Source organism: Oceanobacillus kimchii X50, assembly GCF_000340475.1.
Lineage (GTDB): Bacteria > Bacillota > Bacilli > Bacillales > Amphibacillaceae > Oceanobacillus > Oceanobacillus kimchii.
Genome location: NZ_CM001792.1, coordinates 1391936 through 1412650 on the forward strand (window position 1 = coordinate 1391936; position 20715 = coordinate 1412650).

Below are 20715 nucleotides of genomic sequence, written 5' to 3' on the forward strand. Positions count from 1 at the left end.
GGAATGAAAATGATTTATGAGTAAGCCAAAAGTTGTTGTACTTGGAGCTGGCTATGCAGGACTTGTTGCAACAAGACGTTTAACACAAAAATTATCAGCAGATGAAGCTGAAATTGTACTTATTAACAAACATAATTATCATTACGAGAGCACATGGTTACATGAAGTAGCAGCAGGTACGATTAATCCGAACCAAGCTCGTTTTATGTTAACTGATGCTGTTAATCCAAAGCGCGTTCGTTTAATTTATGACACTGTAACTGAGGTGAATCGGGATGAACAACGTGTTATTCTAGATAACAGTGAAGTGAGCTATGATTACTTAGTTTTTGCATTAGGATTTGTTTCTAACACATTTGGAATCCCAGGAATGGACGAGCACGCATTTGCAATTACAGATATTGATTCTAGTCGTCATATTGCAGAACATATTGAGTATCAGTTTGCTCAGTATTCCACAGATGAGAATAAAAATGATGATCAATTAACTATTCTAGTTGGTGGTGGCGGATTCACTGGTATAGAATTTGTTGGTGAATTAGCTGATAAGGTTCCAGAACTATGTCAAAAATATGATATTGACCGCAGTAAGGCAAGAATTATTAACGTTGAGGCTGCACCTTCTATCCTACCGGTATTTGATGACGATCTAGTATCTTATGCGAAGAAAGCCTTAGAAGATCGTGGAGTAGAATTCCGCATTGGAGCACCAATTAAAGAGTGCACGGAAGAAGGATTCATAGTTGGTGATGATAAAGAATTAATTAAAGCTGGTACGGTTGTATGGACCGGTGGAGTAACAGGTAACCCTGTACTTGCTAAATCTGGTTATGAGTTATTTAAAGGTAAGGTTAATGTAGGTCCAGATCTTCGACCTGAAGGGGAAGAAAACGTATTTATCGTAGGTGATTGCTCATGGACATTGGATCAGGAGACTGGCCGCCCGTATCCACCAACTGGACAATTAGCAACTCAAGAGGGTGCTCAAGTAGCAGAAAATATTTCAGCTCTTATTCGCAATCAACCAATCCAAGATTTTGTTTACAGTAATAAAGGTACTGTAGCTTCTCTAGGATTATCAGATGGTATTGGTAATGTGTTAAACGGTAACAAACTTCGAGGGAAATCTGCGGCTGCAATGAAAAAAGTTGTTGACGACCGTTCACTATTCCTTGTAGGTGGACCAAAAGTGCTACTGAAGAAAGGTAAATTCCGTCCTTTCTAATTGTTAAAAAGCTCTATAATAAAATCAAATAATGATAAAAAGCTCCATAGGGAGGTAAGGTTAAGTATGAGAAAATTATTTTGCTATCTTTTACTTGTCGTGACAGCTTTAGTAGGGTATAGAGCTGCAAGTGAGTATTTAGAAGACAATCGTGATTTTAGATAAAAACCTGTTAAGCCTCTTTTTTTACCTTGCATACATGATAGTCAGTAATACTCGCACTTCAAAACGTTAAAATTTGAGTGAAAGGACGAGGAAGAACAAAAAACCTCCAAACTGGATAATGTTTCTCTTTATTGCTAGCAGTATTTTTACATAGAACATGATGGAAATCGCATACTACATTTGAGGTGGTATGAAATGAAGGTATATTGTATGATTTTTTTTATTTGTCTTATAATTATGGTTCCTAAGGTAACAAATGCTGGAATTATTGAACTGTATATTGATGAAAGAGAACGTGGGAACTTGGATTTAAATCAATATCAGCTTTTAGGAAATGAAGGATTTTTGAATTTACAGAAGTTATATTCATTTATGGATGAATTACAAAATGAAGTGTACACAGAACCAAAAGACGCTTACTATGATTCCGCTGGGCAACTAAAAATAGAAAAAGAAGGTTATACTCTAGATAGAGAAAGGTTCTTAGAGCTTATTTATCAAATTTATTACACGAAAAATACTGACAAAATAACAGTCCCGACACGCCCTATTCATGCTAGGGTTAATCATGCACTATTACGAGAAATTAGTCAAAAACAAATTGGGTTTTATACTACTACATTTCGTGAAAGTAATAAACAGCGAGCAAATAATATTAAGTTAGCTACAGAGTCGATAAATAATACAGTATTGTTTCCGGGAGAAGTCTTTTCATTTAATGATACTGTTGGGGAACGTACAAGAGAAAGGGGATATCAAAAAGCTCCTGTTATTATCAAAGGTGAGCTAGATGAAGATATTGGAGGGGGAATATGTCAGGTATCATCAACATTATTTAATGCAGTTGATTTAAAGGGAATACAGATAACAGAAAGGTATGCACATAGTAAGAGAGTTCCTTATGTTCCTCCAGGAAGAGATGCAACGGTAAGTTGGTGGGGACCTGACTTTGCATTTAAAAATTTATATAATGAGCCGTTATTAATTAGGGCAAGGTCGGAAAAAGGGAAGTTGTCTATTTTCGTTTATTCTTCAGAGAACATTGATCTTTTCAAAAAAGAGACCATGGATTTACAGACAAAAAATGAATGAGGAAAAACCACATGAATGAAGATATAAACCTTAATCATGTGGTTTTTTGGTAATTAATTTTAGTGTATTTATTTAATATTTCTTATTCAGCTTTGTGAAGCTCTAACTCAAAGTTAATATTTACGTCTTCTCCAACCAGTACGCCACCAGTTTCTACTGCAGCATTCCAAGTAAGTCCAAACTCTTTACGATTAATCTTAGTGGAACCACTGAAACCTGCCACTGTGGAGCCGCTCATTGGATCTTTGCTTTGACCTTCAAATGAAACGTCTAATTTTACTGGTTTTGTAGTGCCTTTTAAAGTTAAGTCACCAGTAACTTCATAATTAGATCCAGAAGTCTTATTTATATCTGTCGCTACAAAAGTAATTTTTGGATAATTTTCTGCATCAAAAAAGTCAGCAGAGCGTAAATGGTCATCACGGTCTTTATTACGTGTGTTGATGCTGTTAGTATCAATTACAAATTCAATTTTTGCATCTGTTAAGTCTTCAACATCTGCTTCGATAGTAGCCTCAAACTGATCAAAAGTACCTTTCGCTTTTGAAATCATCATGTGTTTTACTGAGAAACCAATTTCACTATGTGCTTGATCGACATTCCAATTTGTTTTTGCCATTCTTAACATCCTCTCGAATAATGATTATTTTATACTAACTTACTTTATGTTACTAAGTGTAAAATAATTAACTATTAAAGTCAAGTATCTTTAATTAAAAATATAAGTTTGTAATTTCCTATTTTTAGTATTTTTCCCTATAACTATTAAAATAAACACGCTGACTGGTTGGTAGCCGTTACAAAAACATCGGGATTTGAAAATAATGGAATATAAGGTTTACAAGGGGGTTATAAAAAATGGACAAAGGTACAATTATAAGTATCATTGCAGTAATTGTTGCAGCAGTCAACCAAGTATTTGTATTATTAGGAAAATCCCCGATGCCAATTGATAGTGGACTTATAGAACAGTTCCTATCTGCAGTATTCACCGTAACAACCGCTATAATTGCCTGGATTAGAAATAAGAGGTCAAAATCTGATATCGAGAAAGCACATCGAAGAAATCAGGCAAAGCAAAAGAAAAAAACGAAATAAGTGATGCTGCAACAAATGGTTGGAACATAATACAAAGTTTAACTTAAAAGGCGAACGATTGTTAAAAAGCTAAAGGAATATAAGTAGACTGCTATGAGAAAAGACTAAGAGAGTTGCCCTCTCATTCTAACATAAGGTGGCGCTTACTAATCGCCCGCAGTCAGCGAGTATATTTCTCGCAGTTAATAGTTCTTTTTTGATCAATTACTTTGTTGGTTCCAACCTCTTTTAGTGTTTATTTTCAAAACTTTCGTTATAATAAGAAGATAAAAGATTTTTCTAAAATGAAGGAGAGATTTGATGTCAGTTACACTCACACCAGTCTGGGATTTAGATACGATCTTCCCAGGAGGAAGCGATTCTAAGGAATATCGGGAGCATGTTCAACAGATAAGAGAAGATATAACTTTATTATCACAACAAGTTACCCACATCAATCTGTCATCTATTAATTTAGATGAATGGGCTAAACTTTTTATAAATTTGGAGAAGTTACAAAAAGAATTTCGTGAAGCATCTGCTTTTGTTAGTTGTCTAAGCGCTCAAGACGTAAAAGATGAGCAAGCCAATCTTCTTGTTGCAGAGCGCAGTGATTTATTAGCAGAGATGGAAGGATTAACCACATTAATTGATCAAAAAGTAGCTGGAGTTCCAGAGAAAGAATGGAAAGAATTAATAAGCACACCTGAATTAAAAGAATTAGACTTTGTGTTAAGAGAAAAACGAGACAAAGCACAGAAACAATTATCGAAAGAAGTGGAAATGTTAAAAAATGACCTTTCCGTTGATGGATATCATGCATGGAATCAAATGTATGGAACTATTGTTGGGAAGATGAACGTTGAACTTGAGGAAGATGGAGAAATAAAAGCGTACTCCGTTGGACAGGCTGCAAATAAAGCAAATCATCCAGATCGTAAAAACAGAAAGTATGTATTCGATCAAATGTCTAAAGCGTGGAAAAAAGACGCAGATTTAATCAGCCAAACATTAAATCATCTGGCAGGATTTCGACTACAAACCTATAAGCATTATGGATGGGATAACGTTTTAAAAGAACCGTTAGAAAAAAATCGTATGAAGCAAGAAACTCTTGATGCGATGTGGGGCACAATAGAAAGAAATAAACATCATTTTGTAAAGTACTTAGACAGGAAAGCTGAATTATTAGAACTGGATAAATTAAGTGTTTATGATATTGGTGCTCCAATTGGAAAAAAAGAAGAAAAGAAAAGTTATTCAGATGGTGCAGCATTTATCGTTAATCATTTTGCGAAATTTAGTCCTAAAATGGCAGACTTTGCTCAAATGGCTTTTGAAAAAAATTGGATAGAAGCAGAAGATCGACCAGGAAAACGTCCTGGTGGATTTTGTACAAGCTTTCCAAACAGTGAACAAACAAGAATTTTTATGACTTATTCTGGAACGTCTTCTAATATCGCGACGTTGGCTCATGAACTCGGACATGCTTATCACCAACATGTAATGAATGATGTTAATGGATTGAATCAAAGATATGCAATGAATGTAGCTGAAACTGCTTCTACTTTTGCGGAAATGATTGTTGCAGATGCATCTGTACAATCTGCGGCAACAAAGGAAGAAAAGCGATCCCAACTCGAAGTGAAAATTCAGCGTAGTATTGCATTTTTTATGAATATACATGCCCGATTTTTGTTTGAGACGCGTTTTTATGAAGAAAGAAAAAAAGGAATGGTATCGGTAGACCGCTTAAATCAATTGATGGTAGAAGCACAGAAAGAAGCGTACTGCGATAGATTGGATGAATATGATCCAAACTTCTGGGCTTCAAAAATGCATTTTCATATAACTGGAGTACCTTTTTATAATTTCCCGTATACATTTGGGTACTTATTTAGTCTCGGAATCTATAAACATGCCCAAGAAAAAGGTGGAAGTTTTGAAGATGATTATATAGCTTTACTGAGGGATACCGGAAGAATGTCTGTAGAAGAATTAGCACAAAAACATTTACATGTTGATTTAACTAAAGATGGATTTTGGGAAGAGGCAATCTCCTTATGTGTGGAAGATGTTGAGACATTTCTTCAATTATAAACTATTGTATAAATAACCAGTTTAACGTACAATAAAATATAGCAAAAAAGTAAATAGAAAAGCCTGCAAGGGGAGCCATATGGCTGAGAGTGGACAATGATTGTTCTGACCCTTTGAACCTGATAGTTAATACTAGCGTAGGGATTGTAGTCTTTTTGATGGTTAGTAGTAATGTGTGAGCGGAGCAAAGGCTGTATAATGCAGTCCCATCAAGAAGCTTCCCTTTGGCATTACTTTTTTGTTGTGTGAAAAAACGGTTTCTGACCTTAAAGGGGAGAGTAGATAATGACAAAAATAAAGACATTATTTTTAGTCGAGGTTGCTGTATTTACGGCGCTTGCACTTTTACTAGATTTAATTCCGTTACAAATAAAATTATGGCCACAAGGCGGCTCTATTGATTTTGCGATGATTCCAATATTCATTGTTGCGTTTCGGTGGGGACTAAAAGGTGGCTTATTATCAGGATTTCTATGGGGAATGTTACAAATTGCTGTAGGGACTGCATATGTAATGGTGCCATTACAAGGATTCATAGATTACGCAATCGCATTTACAGTTATTGGTTTAGCAGGAGTTGTAGCAAAAGCAGTACAAAAAAATGTTCGAGAAAATAAGATCAAATCATACTTATTTTTAATTACTCTAGGGGTATTTATCGGTTCATTTGCACGTTTTATTGCACATTATATTGCAGGGATTGTATTCTTTGGATCTGCAGTAGAAGGACAACCAGCGTGGTTATATTCTCTTCTGTATAATGGCTCGTATATGTTACCTTCTTTTATACTGAGTGCTTTAGCTGTATTCTTTTTATTCCATAAACAACCAAAAACATTACTTCAATCAAAGTAGGCAATTTGCTCACACAAACAAAGTCTGAGGACCAAAAGTTCTCAGGCTTTTATTATTAAGTGAAAGATAGTTACAGTAGCGAAAACACTTCTCTTTGCATAGGCTATAGTACATTCAAAGAGAGGAAGAATGTAGGATGACATTAACTCTAGCGCATTTCATTTATGGGTTGTTTACACTCGTAATTATCATCACAATGATTTTTCGAAAAGGGATTGTACTGCCGACCTTATTAGGAACTTTCATATTATCATGGGTATTTAATGGCAGTATTGTTTCAGGATTTACAGCCATCTTTCATGCTAATCTAGTTGCAGCACAAGAGTTATTCAGTATATTCTTGATTATTACGTTTATGCTTGCCTTATTACATTCATTAAAAGACCTCGGAGCAGATGTGCGAATGATACAGCCAATACAAAGAGTAATGGTAAATGGGCACGTATCATTTTTTGTATTAATAGGGGTAACCTATGTAATTTCATTATTCTTTTGGCCGACTCCAGCGGTACCGTTAATTTGTGCATTATTGGTACCTGCTGCAATTAGTGCGGGGTTACCGGCAATGGTAGCTGCAGTTGCAATTGCAATTGCCGGTCAAGGCATGGCATTATCATCTGATTATATCGTCCAAGTTGCTCCAAACCTATCGGCAACTGCAGCAAATATAGATACAAGTATCGTTGCAGATCGTTCACTTATCCTCTCATTAGTTGCTGGTGGAGTTGCAATCGTAATTGCATACACACTCTATCGCAAACATATTCGTTCAAAAAATGATCCGGAAAATGAAAGAGAATTAGAACAGCTGCAGCAATCGGAGCATTCTGTACACCATCCTAAAACGAAACAGTTACAAACATGGAGTAAACTATTTGCAGTTATTGTACCAATTGCTTTGTTGGCTGTAGTCGTGTATATGATGTATGGTAAGTTTATTGCGAATACAGAATTAGTAGGTGGTGATGGAGCTGCATTTGTTGGTGGAGTTGCAGTAATATTGTTATTGCTCTCAACAGTAGCGTTTGGAAAACAAAACGCACTAGACTATGTAGGAAGTCATATTACTAATGGTTTTGTATTTGCTTTTAAAGCTATGGGGCCAGTTATACCTATCGCTGGCTTTTTCTTTCTTGGTAGTCCCGAGTTCTCAGGCAAAATATTAGGTGTAGAAGAAGGGCCTGCATTATTATTTGATATTGTTGCTTCCATTCAACAATATCTACCAGAAAGCTCATTTTTAGTTGCTTTCAGTGTGTTAATCATTGGAATTATTACTGGTTTAGACGGTTCTGGTTTTTCAGGATTGCCCTTAACGGGAGCATTAGCTGCTTCTCTTCAGACAAGTGGAGTAGATGCTGCTACACTAGCAAGTATTGGTCAATTAGGAGCTATATGGACGGGTGGCGGCACCATTGTTGCTTGGTCATCATTAATTGCAATAGCAGGTTTTTGTGGAGTATCTGTAATGGATTTGGTTAGAAAGAATTTCATTCCTGTAATAGTCGGATTAATTATAGCAACAATCGTAGGAGTTATCTTTCTTTAGAACTGTGATAAGACAATCAAATTACGATGCCTTTACTTGTTTCGTAGACTTCAATTTCAATAATAATTGGAGGTTACAGAACGTGTGAGGGCATTTTTTAATTGAAATTAATTAAAAATAGGTTATACAAATTTGTCGAATATGTTAGAATAATTCTAATAATATAATAAAGGAGGTGATGATAATTGATGACGAAAAGTATTCAATTTTTAAATTGTAAAAAAGATAGTACATAAAAAATAGATTCAGAGTAGTTAGGTTGTACTAAATAAAAGCGCTTACACATAAGTTGATACAAATATATTTTTAAGAGGAGGTATGCAATTGAATGCTATTGTTATTGCTCTAATCGGTATTGTTATTTTTATATTGGGTTATCGTTATTATTCTAAGTTTGTAGCGGAAAAGATTTTTCGATTAGATCCAAACTATGTCACTCCTGCACATCGTTATAAGGACGGTGTGGATTATGTTCCGACCAATAAATTTGTTCTTTGGGGACATCATTTTACCTCTGTAGCAGGTGCTGCTCCAATACTTGGGCCCGCAATTGCAATCTACTGGGGATGGTTACCTGCTTTTTTATGGGTAGTTTTAGGTACGGTGTTTGCTGCAGGAGTTCACGATTTTGGAACATTAGCATTATCTGTTAGAAATAAAGGATACTCCGTCGGTACTATCGCAGATAAGTTAATTGGTAGAAGAGGAAAGCTATTATTTTTATTTATTATATTAATATTAGTTTTGATGGTAAATGCAGTTTTTGCATGGGTAATTTCAAATTTATTTATTAGTTATCCATCTAGTGTTTTGCCAGTATTCATTCAAATCCCTTTAGCAATTTGGATTGGATACGCTGCTTATAAACGAAGTAAAAAAATGTTAATCCCTTCACTTGTTGCGCTTGCAATTATGTATTTAACAGCAATTTTAGCAAGTAGATTTGACTTTTTACAAATTGATCTTGTGCGTTTTATGGGTGGAGAAGATGGAGCTGGGTTGTTTGGATTAGGAAGTGTATCAACAGCATTTTTAATTTGGATTGTCATTTTAATGGTTTATGTTTATATTGCTTCGACATTGCCGGTATGGAAATTACTACAACCAAGAGATTTTATTAATTCGCATCAGTTGGTAGTAGGATTAGGCATTCTCTATTTAGGACTAATCTTCACAAATCCTAGTATTTCAGCACCAGCTATTAATGAGAGTCCAGATAAAAGTCTATTGCCATTACTATTTATCACCATAGCTTGTGGAGCTATCTCTGGTTTTCATGGATTAGTGTCATCAGGAACATCATCGAAACAATTAAATAAAGAAACGGATGCAAGATTTGTAGGATACTTTGGTGCTGTAGGTGAGGGAGTACTCGCTCTTGTATCTATACTTGCAGTTGGGACGTTATTTGCAAATACAGATGCATTTTCTCAAGCATACGCATCATTTTCAGACGCAAATGCGATAGGACTAGGTAATTTTGTAGAAGGTGCAGCTAATTTAGCGCAGGGTTTATGGATTCCGACTGATATAGCTACAACAATAGTTTCCATCATAGTTGTTAGCTTTGCAGCAACAACATTAGATACATCCGTACGTCTTATGCGTTATATTATTGCAGAGTTAGGTATTGAATATAATATTAAGCCATTAACAAAAACACATGTTGCTACCTCGGTTGCAGTATTATCCAGTACAGCTCTAGTATTGATTCCAGAGGGACCGAATGGATTTGGGTCTGGTGGTTATCTCATATGGCCATTGTTTGGTACTGCAAATCAACTCCTAGCAGCAATAAGTTTATTCCTTATTTCTATTTGGTTAAAACGTAGAGGAAGTAACTATCTCGTTACACTTATTCCGATGATTTTCGTTATATTTATGACCTTATTTGCGATGTTCCAACAAGTATTCTTTGAATGGTCTTGGTTTGGAACTGGATCTAATATGTTATTGTTTGTATTAGGAGCAATTATTTTTGTATTTGCAATTTGGATTGCTTTCACCGCCTTTCATGAATTAACGAAAAAACAAGATGATCCATTCGATAGAGAATAACGTTGATGATACTGCCTCAATAACTGGAACAATAAATACATGTTGTGCTGGTTTGAGGCAGTATTTTCATATTCGCTGTAGAAGAAAGGAGCGTTCATAATTGATGTTGGAAAAAATCAAGAAACTAATCTATTATTACGAGGAAGTCATTAGTTTGCCACATCGGCAAGAAGTGGCTAGAGAATTACGAAATGAAGATGATTTCTTCTTATTATTACTTTATTCTGAAATGCTCGGAATCCCGAACCCAGTTTACTACTATACGTTAGAGTTGTACCCGTATATTATCGAAGATTTTCATGATTGGCATTTGCGAATGGGAATGGATAAATCTCCATTAAGTGGTATTCGTTGTTGCTAATAGAAGAGAGGGGATTTGGGATGGAAGTATTACATAAACGGATTATTTTTGTTGGAGGTAAGGGTGGAGTAGGTAAGTCAAGTTCTGCTGCTGCAATTGCTTGGAAATTAGCAAAGGAGGGCAATAAGACATTACTTATATCAACCGACCCTGCACATAATGTGGGTGATATATTTCAAACAACAATAGGTGGGAAAATAAAAAAATTAGCTGATTCTCTTTATGGCTTAGAAATTGATCCTGAAATAGAGACCGATTTTTATATTCGATCCGTGAAGGAAAATATTCAAGGTGTGGTGCATGTCGGAATGATTGACGAGGTTAACCGACAGTTGGATACTGCAAAAGCTTCTCCTGGTGCCGACGAAGCAGCTTTATTTGATAAATTGATTTCAATCATTTTGGAGGAAGGGAATCAGTTTGATAAACTAATATTTGATACTGCTCCAACTGGACATACAATTCGCTTGTTAACTCTACCGGAATTAATGGGGATATGGATAGAGGGATTATTAAAAAAGCGTAAGAAAACAAACGATAATTATTCACAACTACTAAATGACGGAGCAGCTGTAGAAGATCCGATATACGATGTTTTACACGAAAGACAGCTTCGCTTTTCTAAAGCAAGGGAAATCTTACTTGATCAACAACAAACAGGTTTTCTATTCGTATTAAATCCTGAAAGACTTCCTATATTGGAAACCAAAAAAGCAATTGCTTTGTTAGGGCGATACCATCTTCTTGTTGATACTGTAATTATAAATAAAGTATTACCTGAAAATGTAGATGGCTCGTTTTATAAAAGAAGAAAAGAACATGAACAACAGTATATGGATTTAATCAATGAGTATTTTCAAAGCCAAAATAAAGTTACAATCCCATTATTTACCGAAGATATAACAAGTATGGAGCAATTAGAGAAAATGAATAGCTTTATGTAGAAGGGATGATTAGATGAGAGGATTAGTACACGATCTTGATCGAGTTACAATCAAAAATATGGACGAGCCAACACCAGCTTCAAATGAAGTTATTGTTAAATTAAAGGCAGCAGGTTTAAATCGAAGAGACTTAGCAATTCCGAAACGAAGAGGCAGTAATCAAGAGGCTTTAATTCTTGGTTCTGATGGTGCTGGAGTGATAGAGTCTATCGGAGATGGAGTGCAGAACGTACAAGTTGGAGATGAAGTAATGATTAATCCGTCATTACGATGGAAAAAAAACAGTGATGCTCCCCCAGAAGAATTTGACATTTTAGGGATGCCCGATCATGGAACCATAGCTGAGAAAATAGTGATTGCCTCAGACCAAGTAGAACCAAAGCCAGCTTACTTGTCTTGGGAAGAAGCAGCCGTGTTTTCTTTGGCAGCAATTACTGGTTATCGAGCAATCTTTACGAAGGGTAAGTTACAACCCGGTGAGACTGTATTTATACCTGGTGCAGGAAGCGGAGTTGCATCATTTCTAATTCATTTTGCTAAAAATCATGGAGCTCGAGTAATTACTACATCACGTAGTAAAGATAAACAAGAAAAAGCGAAACATTTAGGGGCAGACGTTGTACTAGATACTTCGGATGATTGGGAAAAAGCTTTAAAGGAAGAAACCATAGATATGGTTATTGACAGTGTAGGGAAAGCCACTTTTCATCGTTCTTTAGCTGTATTAAAAAAAGGTGGACGGTTTGTTACATTTGGAGCAACTACGGAAGATGTAATTGAATTTGATTTACGTTCATTTTTCTATGGACAATACCAGCTAATTGGTACTACGATGGGATGTAAAGAAGAGTTAGAGGCTGCATTGGATCATTACATTAAATATGAAACGCATCCAGTTGTAGATAAGGTGTTTAATTTAGAAGAAAGCTTAGATGCTTTAGAGTATTTAAAAGCAGGAAAACAATTTGGGAAAATAGCAATACGCATCTCTTAGAACCATTATATGTAATTAACAAAGGATAATAATAAATAATCGTAAGTAATATACTGATAATCGTTTGAGGGTAAAGGCATAGGGAGGCTCCGGTTCATGAGACACCGGAGGCTCACCAGCAGCCTGTTGGATAGGCGGAGTATATTTCTAAAAACGGATTGTTGAATCAAATCATTTGGGTTTATATTTTGACTAAATACTTCTGTCTTCCTCTTACTAAATAATCTTAGTATGTTTATTTTCTAATTTAAATGTGGTTCTAAAATGTTTTGCACTTTGTTCATTTTTTCACTACAAGCTTGATAGATGGATTTTGAAGTAGGATTATCTGTTGCTAAGGCAAAAAGTTCTAAATCCGCTTGTGATTTTTTTATTGTTGCTAATAGTAAAGCCGATTGATTCGGAGTAGCTACTGCAAGATGATCATCGTAAAGATCAACGTACAATTGACCTTGGTGGTCTACTTGTCCTAGGAATACATTTTCGAGTGTTATATTTTGTTTTTCTAATTCTGTATGAAGCCATTCTGGATTTAAAGCAGCATTTGCCAATGGTTCTAGCATGATATTGCCATCCATAATTACTGTTTGCGGTTCTTTATCAGGTGCTACGGTTATCCCTAAATCTTTAGCAGTTAAAGGTCGGTTTTCTTTTTTAGGAAGAATATTGAATGTACCAGAAGGCTCAAGTACAGCAAATTCTACATCGGATGCTAAAAAAACATTATTATCCCTTAGTTTTTCCATCAATTCATCGGTCGAGTATCCTTCTTTTTTTAAATTATCCTCCATAATCTTTCCATCTTGTATAAAAACAGTACTTTTTCCCTCTGTAAAATCTCTAACTCGTTTACTTTTTAACGAGAACTTTTCTATTCCAAAAGGTACAATAAACCAGATAAACATAGCAAGCAGTGCATAGTAAAAGTTAGTACTTGGATCCATTGTATGGACAGCGGCTATTCCTCCTAGCACAATACCTGTAATGGTCTCAAAAACATTTAATTGTGATATTTGTTTTGTGCCAAGCCATTTAACTAAAAGAAAAAGAATAATAATCAAAGTGAAGGAGCGAAATATTACAATTGTCCATTCTGGCATATGACATCCTCCTAAGATTTATACTGTGGTTCCTCTTTTGTCAATTTTATTACTTGATTGTTCATATCATTTTTTACTTCATATAGAAGTATATTTGCTTGTTCAATAGCGGTTTGCAGTTCATTATTTCGAGTAGTCTCATGTAGAGACTCTAGGGCACTTTCAATACTCTTTATAGAAGCGTAACAGCTTTTTACTTGTGATCCTACAGTCATAAATGACATCCCCTATCCTTTTGGTTTAAATATTAATGCTCCAATTACTCCAAAAATGATTGCCGCTGAAATACCAGCACTAGTAACCTCAAACATTCCTGTTACTACTCCAATCAGTCCGTGCTTCTCGGCCTCTTGCATTGCTCCATGTACAAGGGAGTTACCGAAACTAGTGATAGGAACAGTTGCTCCAGCACCCGCAAAATCAATTAAGGGCTCATATAATCCGATTCCATCGAGAATTGCACCGCTAATGACTAAAATAGTTAGCGTGTGTGCAGGAGAAAGTTTAAATACATCAAACATTAGTTGGCCGATCACACAGATGAGGCCACCAACAACAAAAGCCCAGAAAAAAATCATTCGTTATCACTCCCTGATTCAATAGATACTGCATGGGCAATACATGGAATAGGATCTTTTTGATTCACCGATAATGGAGAATGAAGCGAGCCAGTTGCTACTATTAAAATACGTTTTAGTTTACCTTCTGCCATTTGCTTTAGAAAGTGTCCGTAAGTCACGATAGCTGAACAAGCTGGACCACTTGCACCAGCTAACACTGGCTGACCTTCTCGATAAATGGTTAAGCCACAATCTACATATTGATCCGGATTAATATCGATATTTCGTTCATGCATATAATCTAACGAAACTTCTCTACCAATATGACCAAGATCTCCAGTAATAATTAAATCATAATAAGAAGGATCAATCTTCTTGTCTTGTAGATGTGCCTCAATTGTATCAGCTGCAGCTGCTGCCATTGCTCCACCCATATTGAATGGGTCGGTCATTCCCATATCCACAATTTTTCCAATCGTAGCAGATGTTACATAGGGCCCATTTCCTTGTTTTGCTACTAATGCACAACCAGCGCCTGTTACTGTCCACTGAGCAGTAGGTGGTTTTTGTCCGCCATATTCTGTTGGATAACGAAATTGTTTTTCTGCTGCAGCATTATGACTCGATGCCCCGGTTAAAATATAATCTGCACCACCTGAATTAATGATTGTTGCTGCAAGAGCTAAACTTTCCATAGAAGTTGCACAAGCACTAAACACTCCTAAGTATGGTGAACCTACTGTTTTAGCAGCAAAGCTGGTTGGGGTGATTTGATTTATTAGATCACCACCGAGAAAAAAACCGACATTTTCTTTCTCGATAGGGGATTTCTTAATTGCTATTTGACATGCTTCTTCTAGCATTTTTTGTTGTGCTTTTTCGAAGGAATCTTGATTGATCCACATATCTTCGTGTAAGGTGTCAAAGGCTTCTGGAATTTTTCCGTTTGCTTCGAAAGGTCCCCCAACTGTTCCGGTTGTTATAATTGATGGTCTATTGATGAACTGCCACGTACGATGTCCGATTAACATTACAATCCACCCCATTGAATAAGAATAGTTTTAATTAACGCAACGACAAATGCTGAAAATACCCCATAGACAATTACTGGTCCTGCTAGCTTTAACATATTGCCTCCGACACCTAAAATAAATCCTTCAGTGCGATGTTCAATCGCAGCTGAAATAACCGCATTACCAAATCCAGTAACAGGCACCGCAGATCCAGCTCCAGCAAATTGACCAATTCGATCGTAAACACCGAATCCTGTTAATAACATAGTTATAAAAATTAATGTGGCAGTCGTAGGGTTACCTACAGTTTGTTCGGTAAAATGAAATTGATATAAATAAAAGGTCGAGATACATTGCCCTATAAGACAAATCAAACCGCCAATTAGAAATGCTTTAATACAATTTATTAGAATCGGTCGTTTTGCTTCTCTTTTTTGTTGGAAATCCTGATATTTTTGTTGCTCAGGAGGGAGGTTCTTTTTTTTATTATTTGCCATTTTGTCCCACTCTTTCTTTATGTTTGTTCTTTAGCTAAGTGAATAATTCTATCTATTTCCTGATTAATCTTGTGATTAGTTATCGTATTTTCTTTAATTTTCTTTTCAATTTTTCGAGTTTCAATTAATATTTTCTTATCTGTTGAGACTTCAACATGTTCACCTTTAAATTCTTGTTTCAACATCTTTTGATATTGTTTACGTTTCTTAGCAAGCGTAAAACGTTCATGATGCTCAATATTAACGGTGACAAGCAATGTGTGTTTCGTATTGACTGCATGTACTTCCGTAACTTCTTCATATTGTGAAAGTAATTTTTTTGCTTTATTAGAAGGTTGTTGACTAGTGATGTTGGAATTGGTATTTATTTGTTCAATAGATGGATTATTATTGAGATCTTGTGTATTCTGACCTGTTTCCTGATTACATGCTGATAGAATAAATAAACACATAATAGCTATCCTAAGAATCATTTTCCTCATATCAAATACCTCGCTTTTTGTATGTAAAAGAGAGAGGGACAAAAAGTGCTTAATCAAAAGACATCCAATCAAAGAATAAATAAACAATGAAACGTACCAGGTTTAGAAAACCTTCTTAGTTTTTGCTACCTTTTATCATAAAGGAGTAAGCAACAATGAATAATAATTTATCTTTTGAATTAAACCTTTTTGTTATATCCCTAATCTCTAACAATTATTGACGATATTGGGGTTCTTCTTGTTCAATTTGTTGCATACGTGGCTCAACACTATCTAAAATGGCTTGTGTTTGTTGTGCAGCTTGTTGATAAATTTGTTGCGCTTGTTTGTTATCTGTTTGAAGGGCAAATTGTTCAAAGCTTGCTTGTGCGCTTTTTAATCCAGCGATGGTCTGTTTTACTTGTGTTCCGACAGTCACATTACCTCATCCTTTCTTAAAAGATATACATATTTATTTTGTAAACACCCTGCGTTTTTTATTCTTTTAATACATTTCCATTTAATGACAGGTGAAATAAGTGAAACTTTTTACTTGGGTAAGTCGTCTAATATAGTAGGGAGAGTAGGTAAAATGCAAAAATGGATTCGATGGATTATTTGTCTTATTTTAATTACAGGAATAGTGGTTTTCTTAAACTTGGATAAAGAAAAAGTAGTATTAGGAAAAACGTCAACAGTATCCTTTGAAGATGATTTTTTATTACATATACGTATTCAACAGACAGAAGAGGGAGTTCAAGTACAAAACTCAATACAGTATTTAGGAGATGATACAGTTGTAGTAGAACATAAACAACCTTTAATCTCTGTATCGTATAATACACATTCATTTGATGGAGAAATGGTTCAAAGACAAATGAGTAATGGAAGTATTTATTATCAACCTAAGACAGATTTAGATTTTCCTGAAGATAATGAATATATTCAAATTAAGGTGAAATGCAAAGTTGATGGGGAAGATGTAGAGTTTGAATATAAGGAAAAAATTAAATTTGATATATAAAAAGACCGAGGTCGTTTAGATTTCTTAACAACCTCGGTCTTTGTTTATCTCCATGTAATAATAGGCAATAAGCAATCCTTGCCGAAGAAGATAGGTGGGAAAGAACGGTAAGCCCAATTAAATGAAATTTCACTTTATTTTCTGTTCATATTTTTTTCTTGTACAAAAGAGCTAACATCCATACGTGTTGGAATGGCGAATTTCCTTTTCATTTGATTGGTCCATGTATCGATTCTATTATTTGAAGAACGACTTGCATAATAATCCGTTATTGTTTCATCATATTTTTGGATGTAACTTTTCTGATCTTCGAATGGTCTGTAAGTATTTTCATGGTATATAGCTTCCATAGGCAAGCGTGGTTTGATATCGGGTTGATGATCAGGATATCCAATTGCTAACCCAAATAATGGTATAACATGTTGAGGTAAATGTAATAAATCATTAAATTTACGTATATTATTACGCAAACTTCCTAAATAACAAATTCCTAATCCCATTGATTCCGCTGCTATTGCAGCATTTTGTGAAGCTAAGGTAGCGTCAATAACAGAGACCATAAATTGTTCCGTACTTTCTAAATTGTTTAGATAGTCAGGATTTTCATCTGGATTTTCTTCAAGTTGATGTATACGATGGAGATCCGCACAAAATAGTAATAAATGTGCACTTGTTTTTACATGTTTATGTCCAGAGATTTCATACAGATTTTGTTTCAGTGCACTATCGGTAACTCCAATAATAGTATATGCCATAACGTTACTAGATGTAGATGCACATTGGGCAGATTCAATAATTTCTTTTATTTGATGATCTGTTAGAGGCTCATTCGTAAATTTGCGAACCGATCGATGGTTTTTAAGTGTTTCAATAATTTTATTCATATTTTAATACCTCCTAGTCATTATTACTCTTTTTTGAGATTATCATGGTGTGATGTTCGTATTTTTTTTCTTCAGATTCATTCCAAGAACGGTATGATTGGATTGTTAATTCGTCTAGTTTTGGTGATTTTATTCTAATCTCATGATCATTTATCCAATCCACTCCTAATATTGGTCTTGTATATTCTATTATCGTATCATCGCTCTCAGGCATAATCAAAGAAACAACACTCCACTCGTCTAAATCAATAGAAACTAAATGAGATAAAGGAACATTTTGCGATTCTCTTATAAATTGAAAAATGATATTTTCGTTATTAGGGGAAACATAGTAGTTTGAATAACCTGCAACATCAGCTAATAATATTGCAGCATTACTCTCATTATCGTTAAAGATAAGATACGAACATCTATCATTAATACAAGAAAATTCAAGTAAATATACTGGTTGCTCTTCAATTGGAAGACGTTGCATATTCATATTCCTTATTGCTTCTTCTCTGTTTTCAGCTCCTTGTAAATAATAATCAAGTATAGCGACTCTATTTAAATTAATGGTGAGTTGTTCATCTTCTAGAAAGAACTCAATGTATTGATCGACTTCTTCGTCTTTTTCATCTACTTCCTCGATAAGTACAGGGTCTTTCACTTCTTCAGCAGATTCCACTTTCTTAATAATTGCATCATTATTATCCGAACAAGCAACTAATCCAAATAAGAAAATGATGCATATAAAAAATGCAAGGGATATGTATTTCATAAGACTTTTCTCCTCAGATTATTAGTATATAACTCCTATTATATATTATTTTGTGTTACTTTTCTGTAAATAATAAAAATTGGATATTAAGAATTATTTTTACCACAGAGTACTTTTTTTGGTACACTCGATAGTATATGGATAAAATGTTAGTCAGGATGGTGATATTATGAAAACATTTAAACTACGCAAACTTGAAATACTTGAGCACGATAAACAAATGGATCCATATGAAATAAAATTACTAGATGGATTAATTATTAATAGAGAAGATGAACATGATCAATGGCTAGTAGAAGCTTATATTGATAAAGCTTATGAGGATTATTTCATAGAGAAACAAAACCAAGAAATAATGATACAAGCCACTATTACAAAGGATACGAATGAACCAGCAACTTTTATTACCAATATACAATCAATTAATAAAATTGGTAATCAAATTAATGTATTATTGTTAGGAAAGATTGTTGATAAAGGAAAAAGTATTGTAGAGGACTTATTAACAAAGTTAGTGAAAGAAGGTTACGAAGGCCTGGAGCTTATTCGTGAATTTAAAAAGAGTTTTTAATTATTATACTTATCTAGGAGAAAATATATGTTTAAGAAGAGTAAATATCAACGTAATATACTAAATCAATTATCACCGGTACAATTACTATTACTGTTTTATGGTATTGCAGTCGTTTTTTCAACGATCCTTTTATCTTTACCAATTGCTCACAAACCGAATGTGAGTATACCATTTATCGATATCATGTTTACAGCTGTTAGTGCAATTAGTGTAACGGGTTTAAGTACAATAACCATAGTGGATAGTTTTAGTACAACCGGAATTATATTTTTAGCAATCATCATGCAGCTTGGTGCAGTAGGTATTATGGCGATTGGAACATTAATATGGTTAGTATTAGGGAAACGAATAGGGTTCAAAGAACGCAGTATGATAATGACTGATCAAAATCAAACTCATTTTGATGGTATGGTTAGGTTAATCAAAGGAATTATTTATGTATTACTAATCATTGAATTGATTGGATTTTTAATCTTGGGGACCTATTTTTTACAATATTTTCCTACTGCTAAAGAGGCCTATTTACAAGGTTTTTTTGGAACAATTAGTGCTATCTCTAATGGTGGTTTCGATATAACTGGACAATCGTTGATTCTTTTTAAGGATGATTATTTTGTACAATTTATTAATATCTTATTGATTATATTTGGAGCAATTGGTTTTCCTGTATTAATTGAGTTGAAAGAGTATCTTTTCCGTAAAAGGACTGAAAAAAATTTATTTCACTTTAGTTTATTTACGAAGGTAACTACATTTACTTTTTTTGTACTTATTGTGATCGGTGCTCTTGGAATTTATTTATTAGATATGAATGCATTCTTTAAAGATTTGACGTGGCATGAGAGTTTATTTTACGCATTTTTTCAATCCGTGACAACTAGAAGCGGTGGCTTGGCAACAATGGATGTTAGCTTACTTACAGAGACAAATCAATTGTTTATGTCTGGGTTAATGTTTATTGGGGCCTCACCGAGTAGTGCCGGAGGCGGGATACGTACTACAACTTTTGCTTTAGCTATTATCTTTGTCTTTACATATATTAGAGGAGGAAATAGTGTACGTATTTTTAATCGAGAAGTATATAATGAAGATTTAATAAAAGCAGTTTCAATCACATTATTCGCTATTACATTGGTTATTTTTTCAACATTGATTTTGACTGCCATAGAGCCTTTTTCATTAGAAGAAATTATTTTTGAGGTAACTTCTGCTTTTGGAACAGTTGGGCTATCACTAGGTATCACAAGTGAATTATCAAATATAAGTAAGGTTCTAATCATGTTATTAATGTTTATAGGTCGAATTGGAATTGTTACATTTTTACTTATTTTTAAGCGGAAAAAGAAGAAAGCCAAATATCATTTTCCGAAAGAAAGAATTATAATTGGTTAAGTTAAAGAAATGAACAGTAATAACACCAAT

General features: G+C 34.5%; 23 protein-coding genes and 1 riboswitch. Of the genes, 13 read left to right on the forward strand and 10 right to left on the reverse strand.

Annotated features, from left to right (window positions below; genetic code table 11):
* Positions 1-16 precede the first annotated feature (16 nt).
* Complete coding sequence (locus C794_RS07350; protein WP_017796486.1) at positions 17-1225, forward strand: NAD(P)/FAD-dependent oxidoreductase; 1209 nt, start codon at positions 17-19, stop codon at positions 1223-1225.
* Positions 1226-1585: 360 nt separating this feature from the next.
* Positions 1586-2482, forward strand: a complete 897-nt coding sequence (locus tag C794_RS07360) for a VanW family protein (RefSeq protein WP_017796488.1) — start codon at positions 1586-1588, stop codon at positions 2480-2482.
* An 82-nt stretch (positions 2483-2564) separates the two neighbouring features.
* Here the strand turns inward: C794_RS07360 and C794_RS07365 are convergent, their stop codons facing one another.
* Positions 2565-3101: a YceI family protein gene (locus C794_RS07365; protein ID WP_017796489.1), complete on the reverse strand. Its 537-nt coding sequence runs from the start codon at positions 3099-3101 to the stop codon at positions 2565-2567.
* A gap of 239 nt (positions 3102-3340) precedes the next feature.
* Between C794_RS07365 and C794_RS07370 the strand changes: the two genes are divergently transcribed.
* The 8 genes from C794_RS07370 (at position 3341) to C794_RS07405 (ending at position 12420) form a co-directional block, all read left to right on the forward strand.
* Positions 3341-3580, forward strand: a complete 240-nt coding sequence (locus tag C794_RS07370; protein ID WP_017796490.1) for a phage holin — start codon at positions 3341-3343, stop codon at positions 3578-3580.
* A gap of 300 nt (positions 3581-3880) precedes the next feature.
* On the forward strand, positions 3881-5659 hold the full coding sequence (locus tag C794_RS07375; RefSeq protein ID WP_017796491.1) for a M3 family oligoendopeptidase: 1779 nt from the start codon (positions 3881-3883) through the stop codon (positions 5657-5659).
* 58 nt (positions 5660-5717) lie between these two features.
* Positions 5718-5821: riboswitch (TPP riboswitch) on the forward strand.
* A 123-nt stretch (positions 5822-5944) separates the two neighbouring features.
* On the forward strand, positions 5945-6514 hold the full coding sequence (gene thiT / locus C794_RS07380; protein WP_017796492.1) for an energy-coupled thiamine transporter ThiT: 570 nt from the start codon (positions 5945-5947) through the stop codon (positions 6512-6514).
* Between the two features lie 136 nt (positions 6515-6650).
* Positions 6651-8063, forward strand: coding sequence for a hypothetical protein (locus tag C794_RS07385; protein WP_017796493.1), 1413 nt, complete (start codon positions 6651-6653; stop codon positions 8061-8063).
* A gap of 324 nt (positions 8064-8387) precedes the next feature.
* Positions 8388-10121, forward strand: a complete 1734-nt coding sequence (locus tag C794_RS07390) for a carbon starvation CstA family protein (RefSeq protein ID WP_017796494.1) — start codon at positions 8388-8390, stop codon at positions 10119-10121.
* 103 nt (positions 10122-10224) lie between these two features.
* Positions 10225-10482 (forward strand): cory-CC-star protein, encoded by a 258-nt coding sequence (locus tag C794_RS07395; RefSeq protein ID WP_017796495.1) that lies wholly within the window; start codon positions 10225-10227, stop codon positions 10480-10482.
* Between the two features lie 20 nt (positions 10483-10502).
* Positions 10503-11426 carry an ArsA family ATPase gene (locus C794_RS07400; protein WP_017796496.1) on the forward strand — a complete coding sequence of 308 codons (924 nt, stop codon included), beginning with the start codon at positions 10503-10505 and terminating at the stop codon, positions 11424-11426.
* A 13-nt stretch (positions 11427-11439) separates the two neighbouring features.
* Positions 11440-12420 (forward strand): zinc-binding dehydrogenase, encoded by a 981-nt coding sequence (locus C794_RS07405; protein ID WP_017796497.1) that lies wholly within the window; start codon positions 11440-11442, stop codon positions 12418-12420.
* Between the two features lie 242 nt (positions 12421-12662).
* Here the strand turns inward: C794_RS07405 and C794_RS07410 are convergent, their stop codons facing one another.
* From C794_RS07410 to C794_RS07440, 7 genes are all read right to left on the reverse strand, one after another.
* A complete protein-coding gene (locus C794_RS07410) occupies positions 12663-13520 on the reverse strand; it encodes a DUF421 domain-containing protein (RefSeq protein WP_017796498.1) in 858 nt (285 codons plus the stop codon).
* 11 nt (positions 13521-13531) lie between these two features.
* On the reverse strand, positions 13532-13735 hold the full coding sequence (locus C794_RS07415; protein ID WP_017796499.1) for a DUF1657 domain-containing protein: 204 nt from the start codon (positions 13733-13735) through the stop codon (positions 13532-13534).
* Between the two features lie 12 nt (positions 13736-13747).
* Positions 13748-14098: a stage V sporulation protein AE gene (gene spoVAE, locus C794_RS07420; RefSeq protein ID WP_017796500.1), complete on the reverse strand. Its 351-nt coding sequence runs from the start codon at positions 14096-14098 to the stop codon at positions 13748-13750.
* Positions 14095-15111 carry a stage V sporulation protein AD gene (spoVAD, locus tag C794_RS07425; protein WP_017796501.1) on the reverse strand — a complete coding sequence of 339 codons (1017 nt, stop codon included), beginning with the start codon at positions 15109-15111 and terminating at the stop codon, positions 14095-14097. Before spoVAD ends, spoVAE begins: the two co-directional genes overlap by 4 nt.
* Positions 15111-15590, reverse strand: a complete 480-nt coding sequence (spoVAC, locus tag C794_RS07430; protein ID WP_017796502.1) for a stage V sporulation protein AC — start codon at positions 15588-15590, stop codon at positions 15111-15113. Before spoVAC ends, spoVAD begins: the two co-directional genes overlap by 1 nt.
* Positions 15591-15607: 17 nt before the next feature.
* Positions 15608-16072, reverse strand: coding sequence for a YhcN/YlaJ family sporulation lipoprotein (locus tag C794_RS07435; protein ID WP_026133754.1), 465 nt, complete (start codon positions 16070-16072; stop codon positions 15608-15610).
* A 214-nt stretch (positions 16073-16286) separates the two neighbouring features.
* Positions 16287-16490, reverse strand: coding sequence for a DUF1657 domain-containing protein (locus C794_RS07440; RefSeq protein WP_017796504.1), 204 nt, complete (start codon positions 16488-16490; stop codon positions 16287-16289).
* 153 nt (positions 16491-16643) lie between these two features.
* Here C794_RS07440 and C794_RS07445 point away from each other — a divergent pair, with 153 nt between their 5' ends.
* Entirely contained in the window at positions 16644-17075 is a 432-nt protein-coding gene (locus C794_RS07445; protein ID WP_017796505.1) for a hypothetical protein, read from the forward strand.
* Positions 17076-17209: 134 nt separating this feature from the next.
* Here the strand turns inward: C794_RS07445 and nfsA are convergent, their stop codons facing one another.
* Positions 17210-17959 carry an oxygen-insensitive NADPH nitroreductase gene (gene nfsA / locus C794_RS07450; RefSeq protein ID WP_017796506.1) on the reverse strand — a complete coding sequence of 250 codons (750 nt, stop codon included), beginning with the start codon at positions 17957-17959 and terminating at the stop codon, positions 17210-17212.
* A gap of 13 nt (positions 17960-17972) precedes the next feature.
* Positions 17973-18719: a hypothetical protein gene (locus C794_RS07455; RefSeq protein WP_017796507.1), complete on the reverse strand. Its 747-nt coding sequence runs from the start codon at positions 18717-18719 to the stop codon at positions 17973-17975.
* A gap of 169 nt (positions 18720-18888) precedes the next feature.
* On the opposite strand from C794_RS07455, the gene C794_RS07460 reads away from it, so the two are divergent.
* Both C794_RS07460 and C794_RS07465 read left to right on the forward strand, forming a co-directional pair.
* Complete coding sequence (locus C794_RS07460) at positions 18889-19290, forward strand: YwpF-like family protein (RefSeq protein WP_017796508.1); 402 nt, start codon at positions 18889-18891, stop codon at positions 19288-19290.
* 27 nt (positions 19291-19317) lie between these two features.
* Positions 19318-20685 carry a TrkH family potassium uptake protein gene (locus C794_RS07465; RefSeq protein WP_017796509.1) on the forward strand — a complete coding sequence of 456 codons (1368 nt, stop codon included), beginning with the start codon at positions 19318-19320 and terminating at the stop codon, positions 20683-20685.
* Positions 20686-20715: the final 30 nt, after the last annotated feature.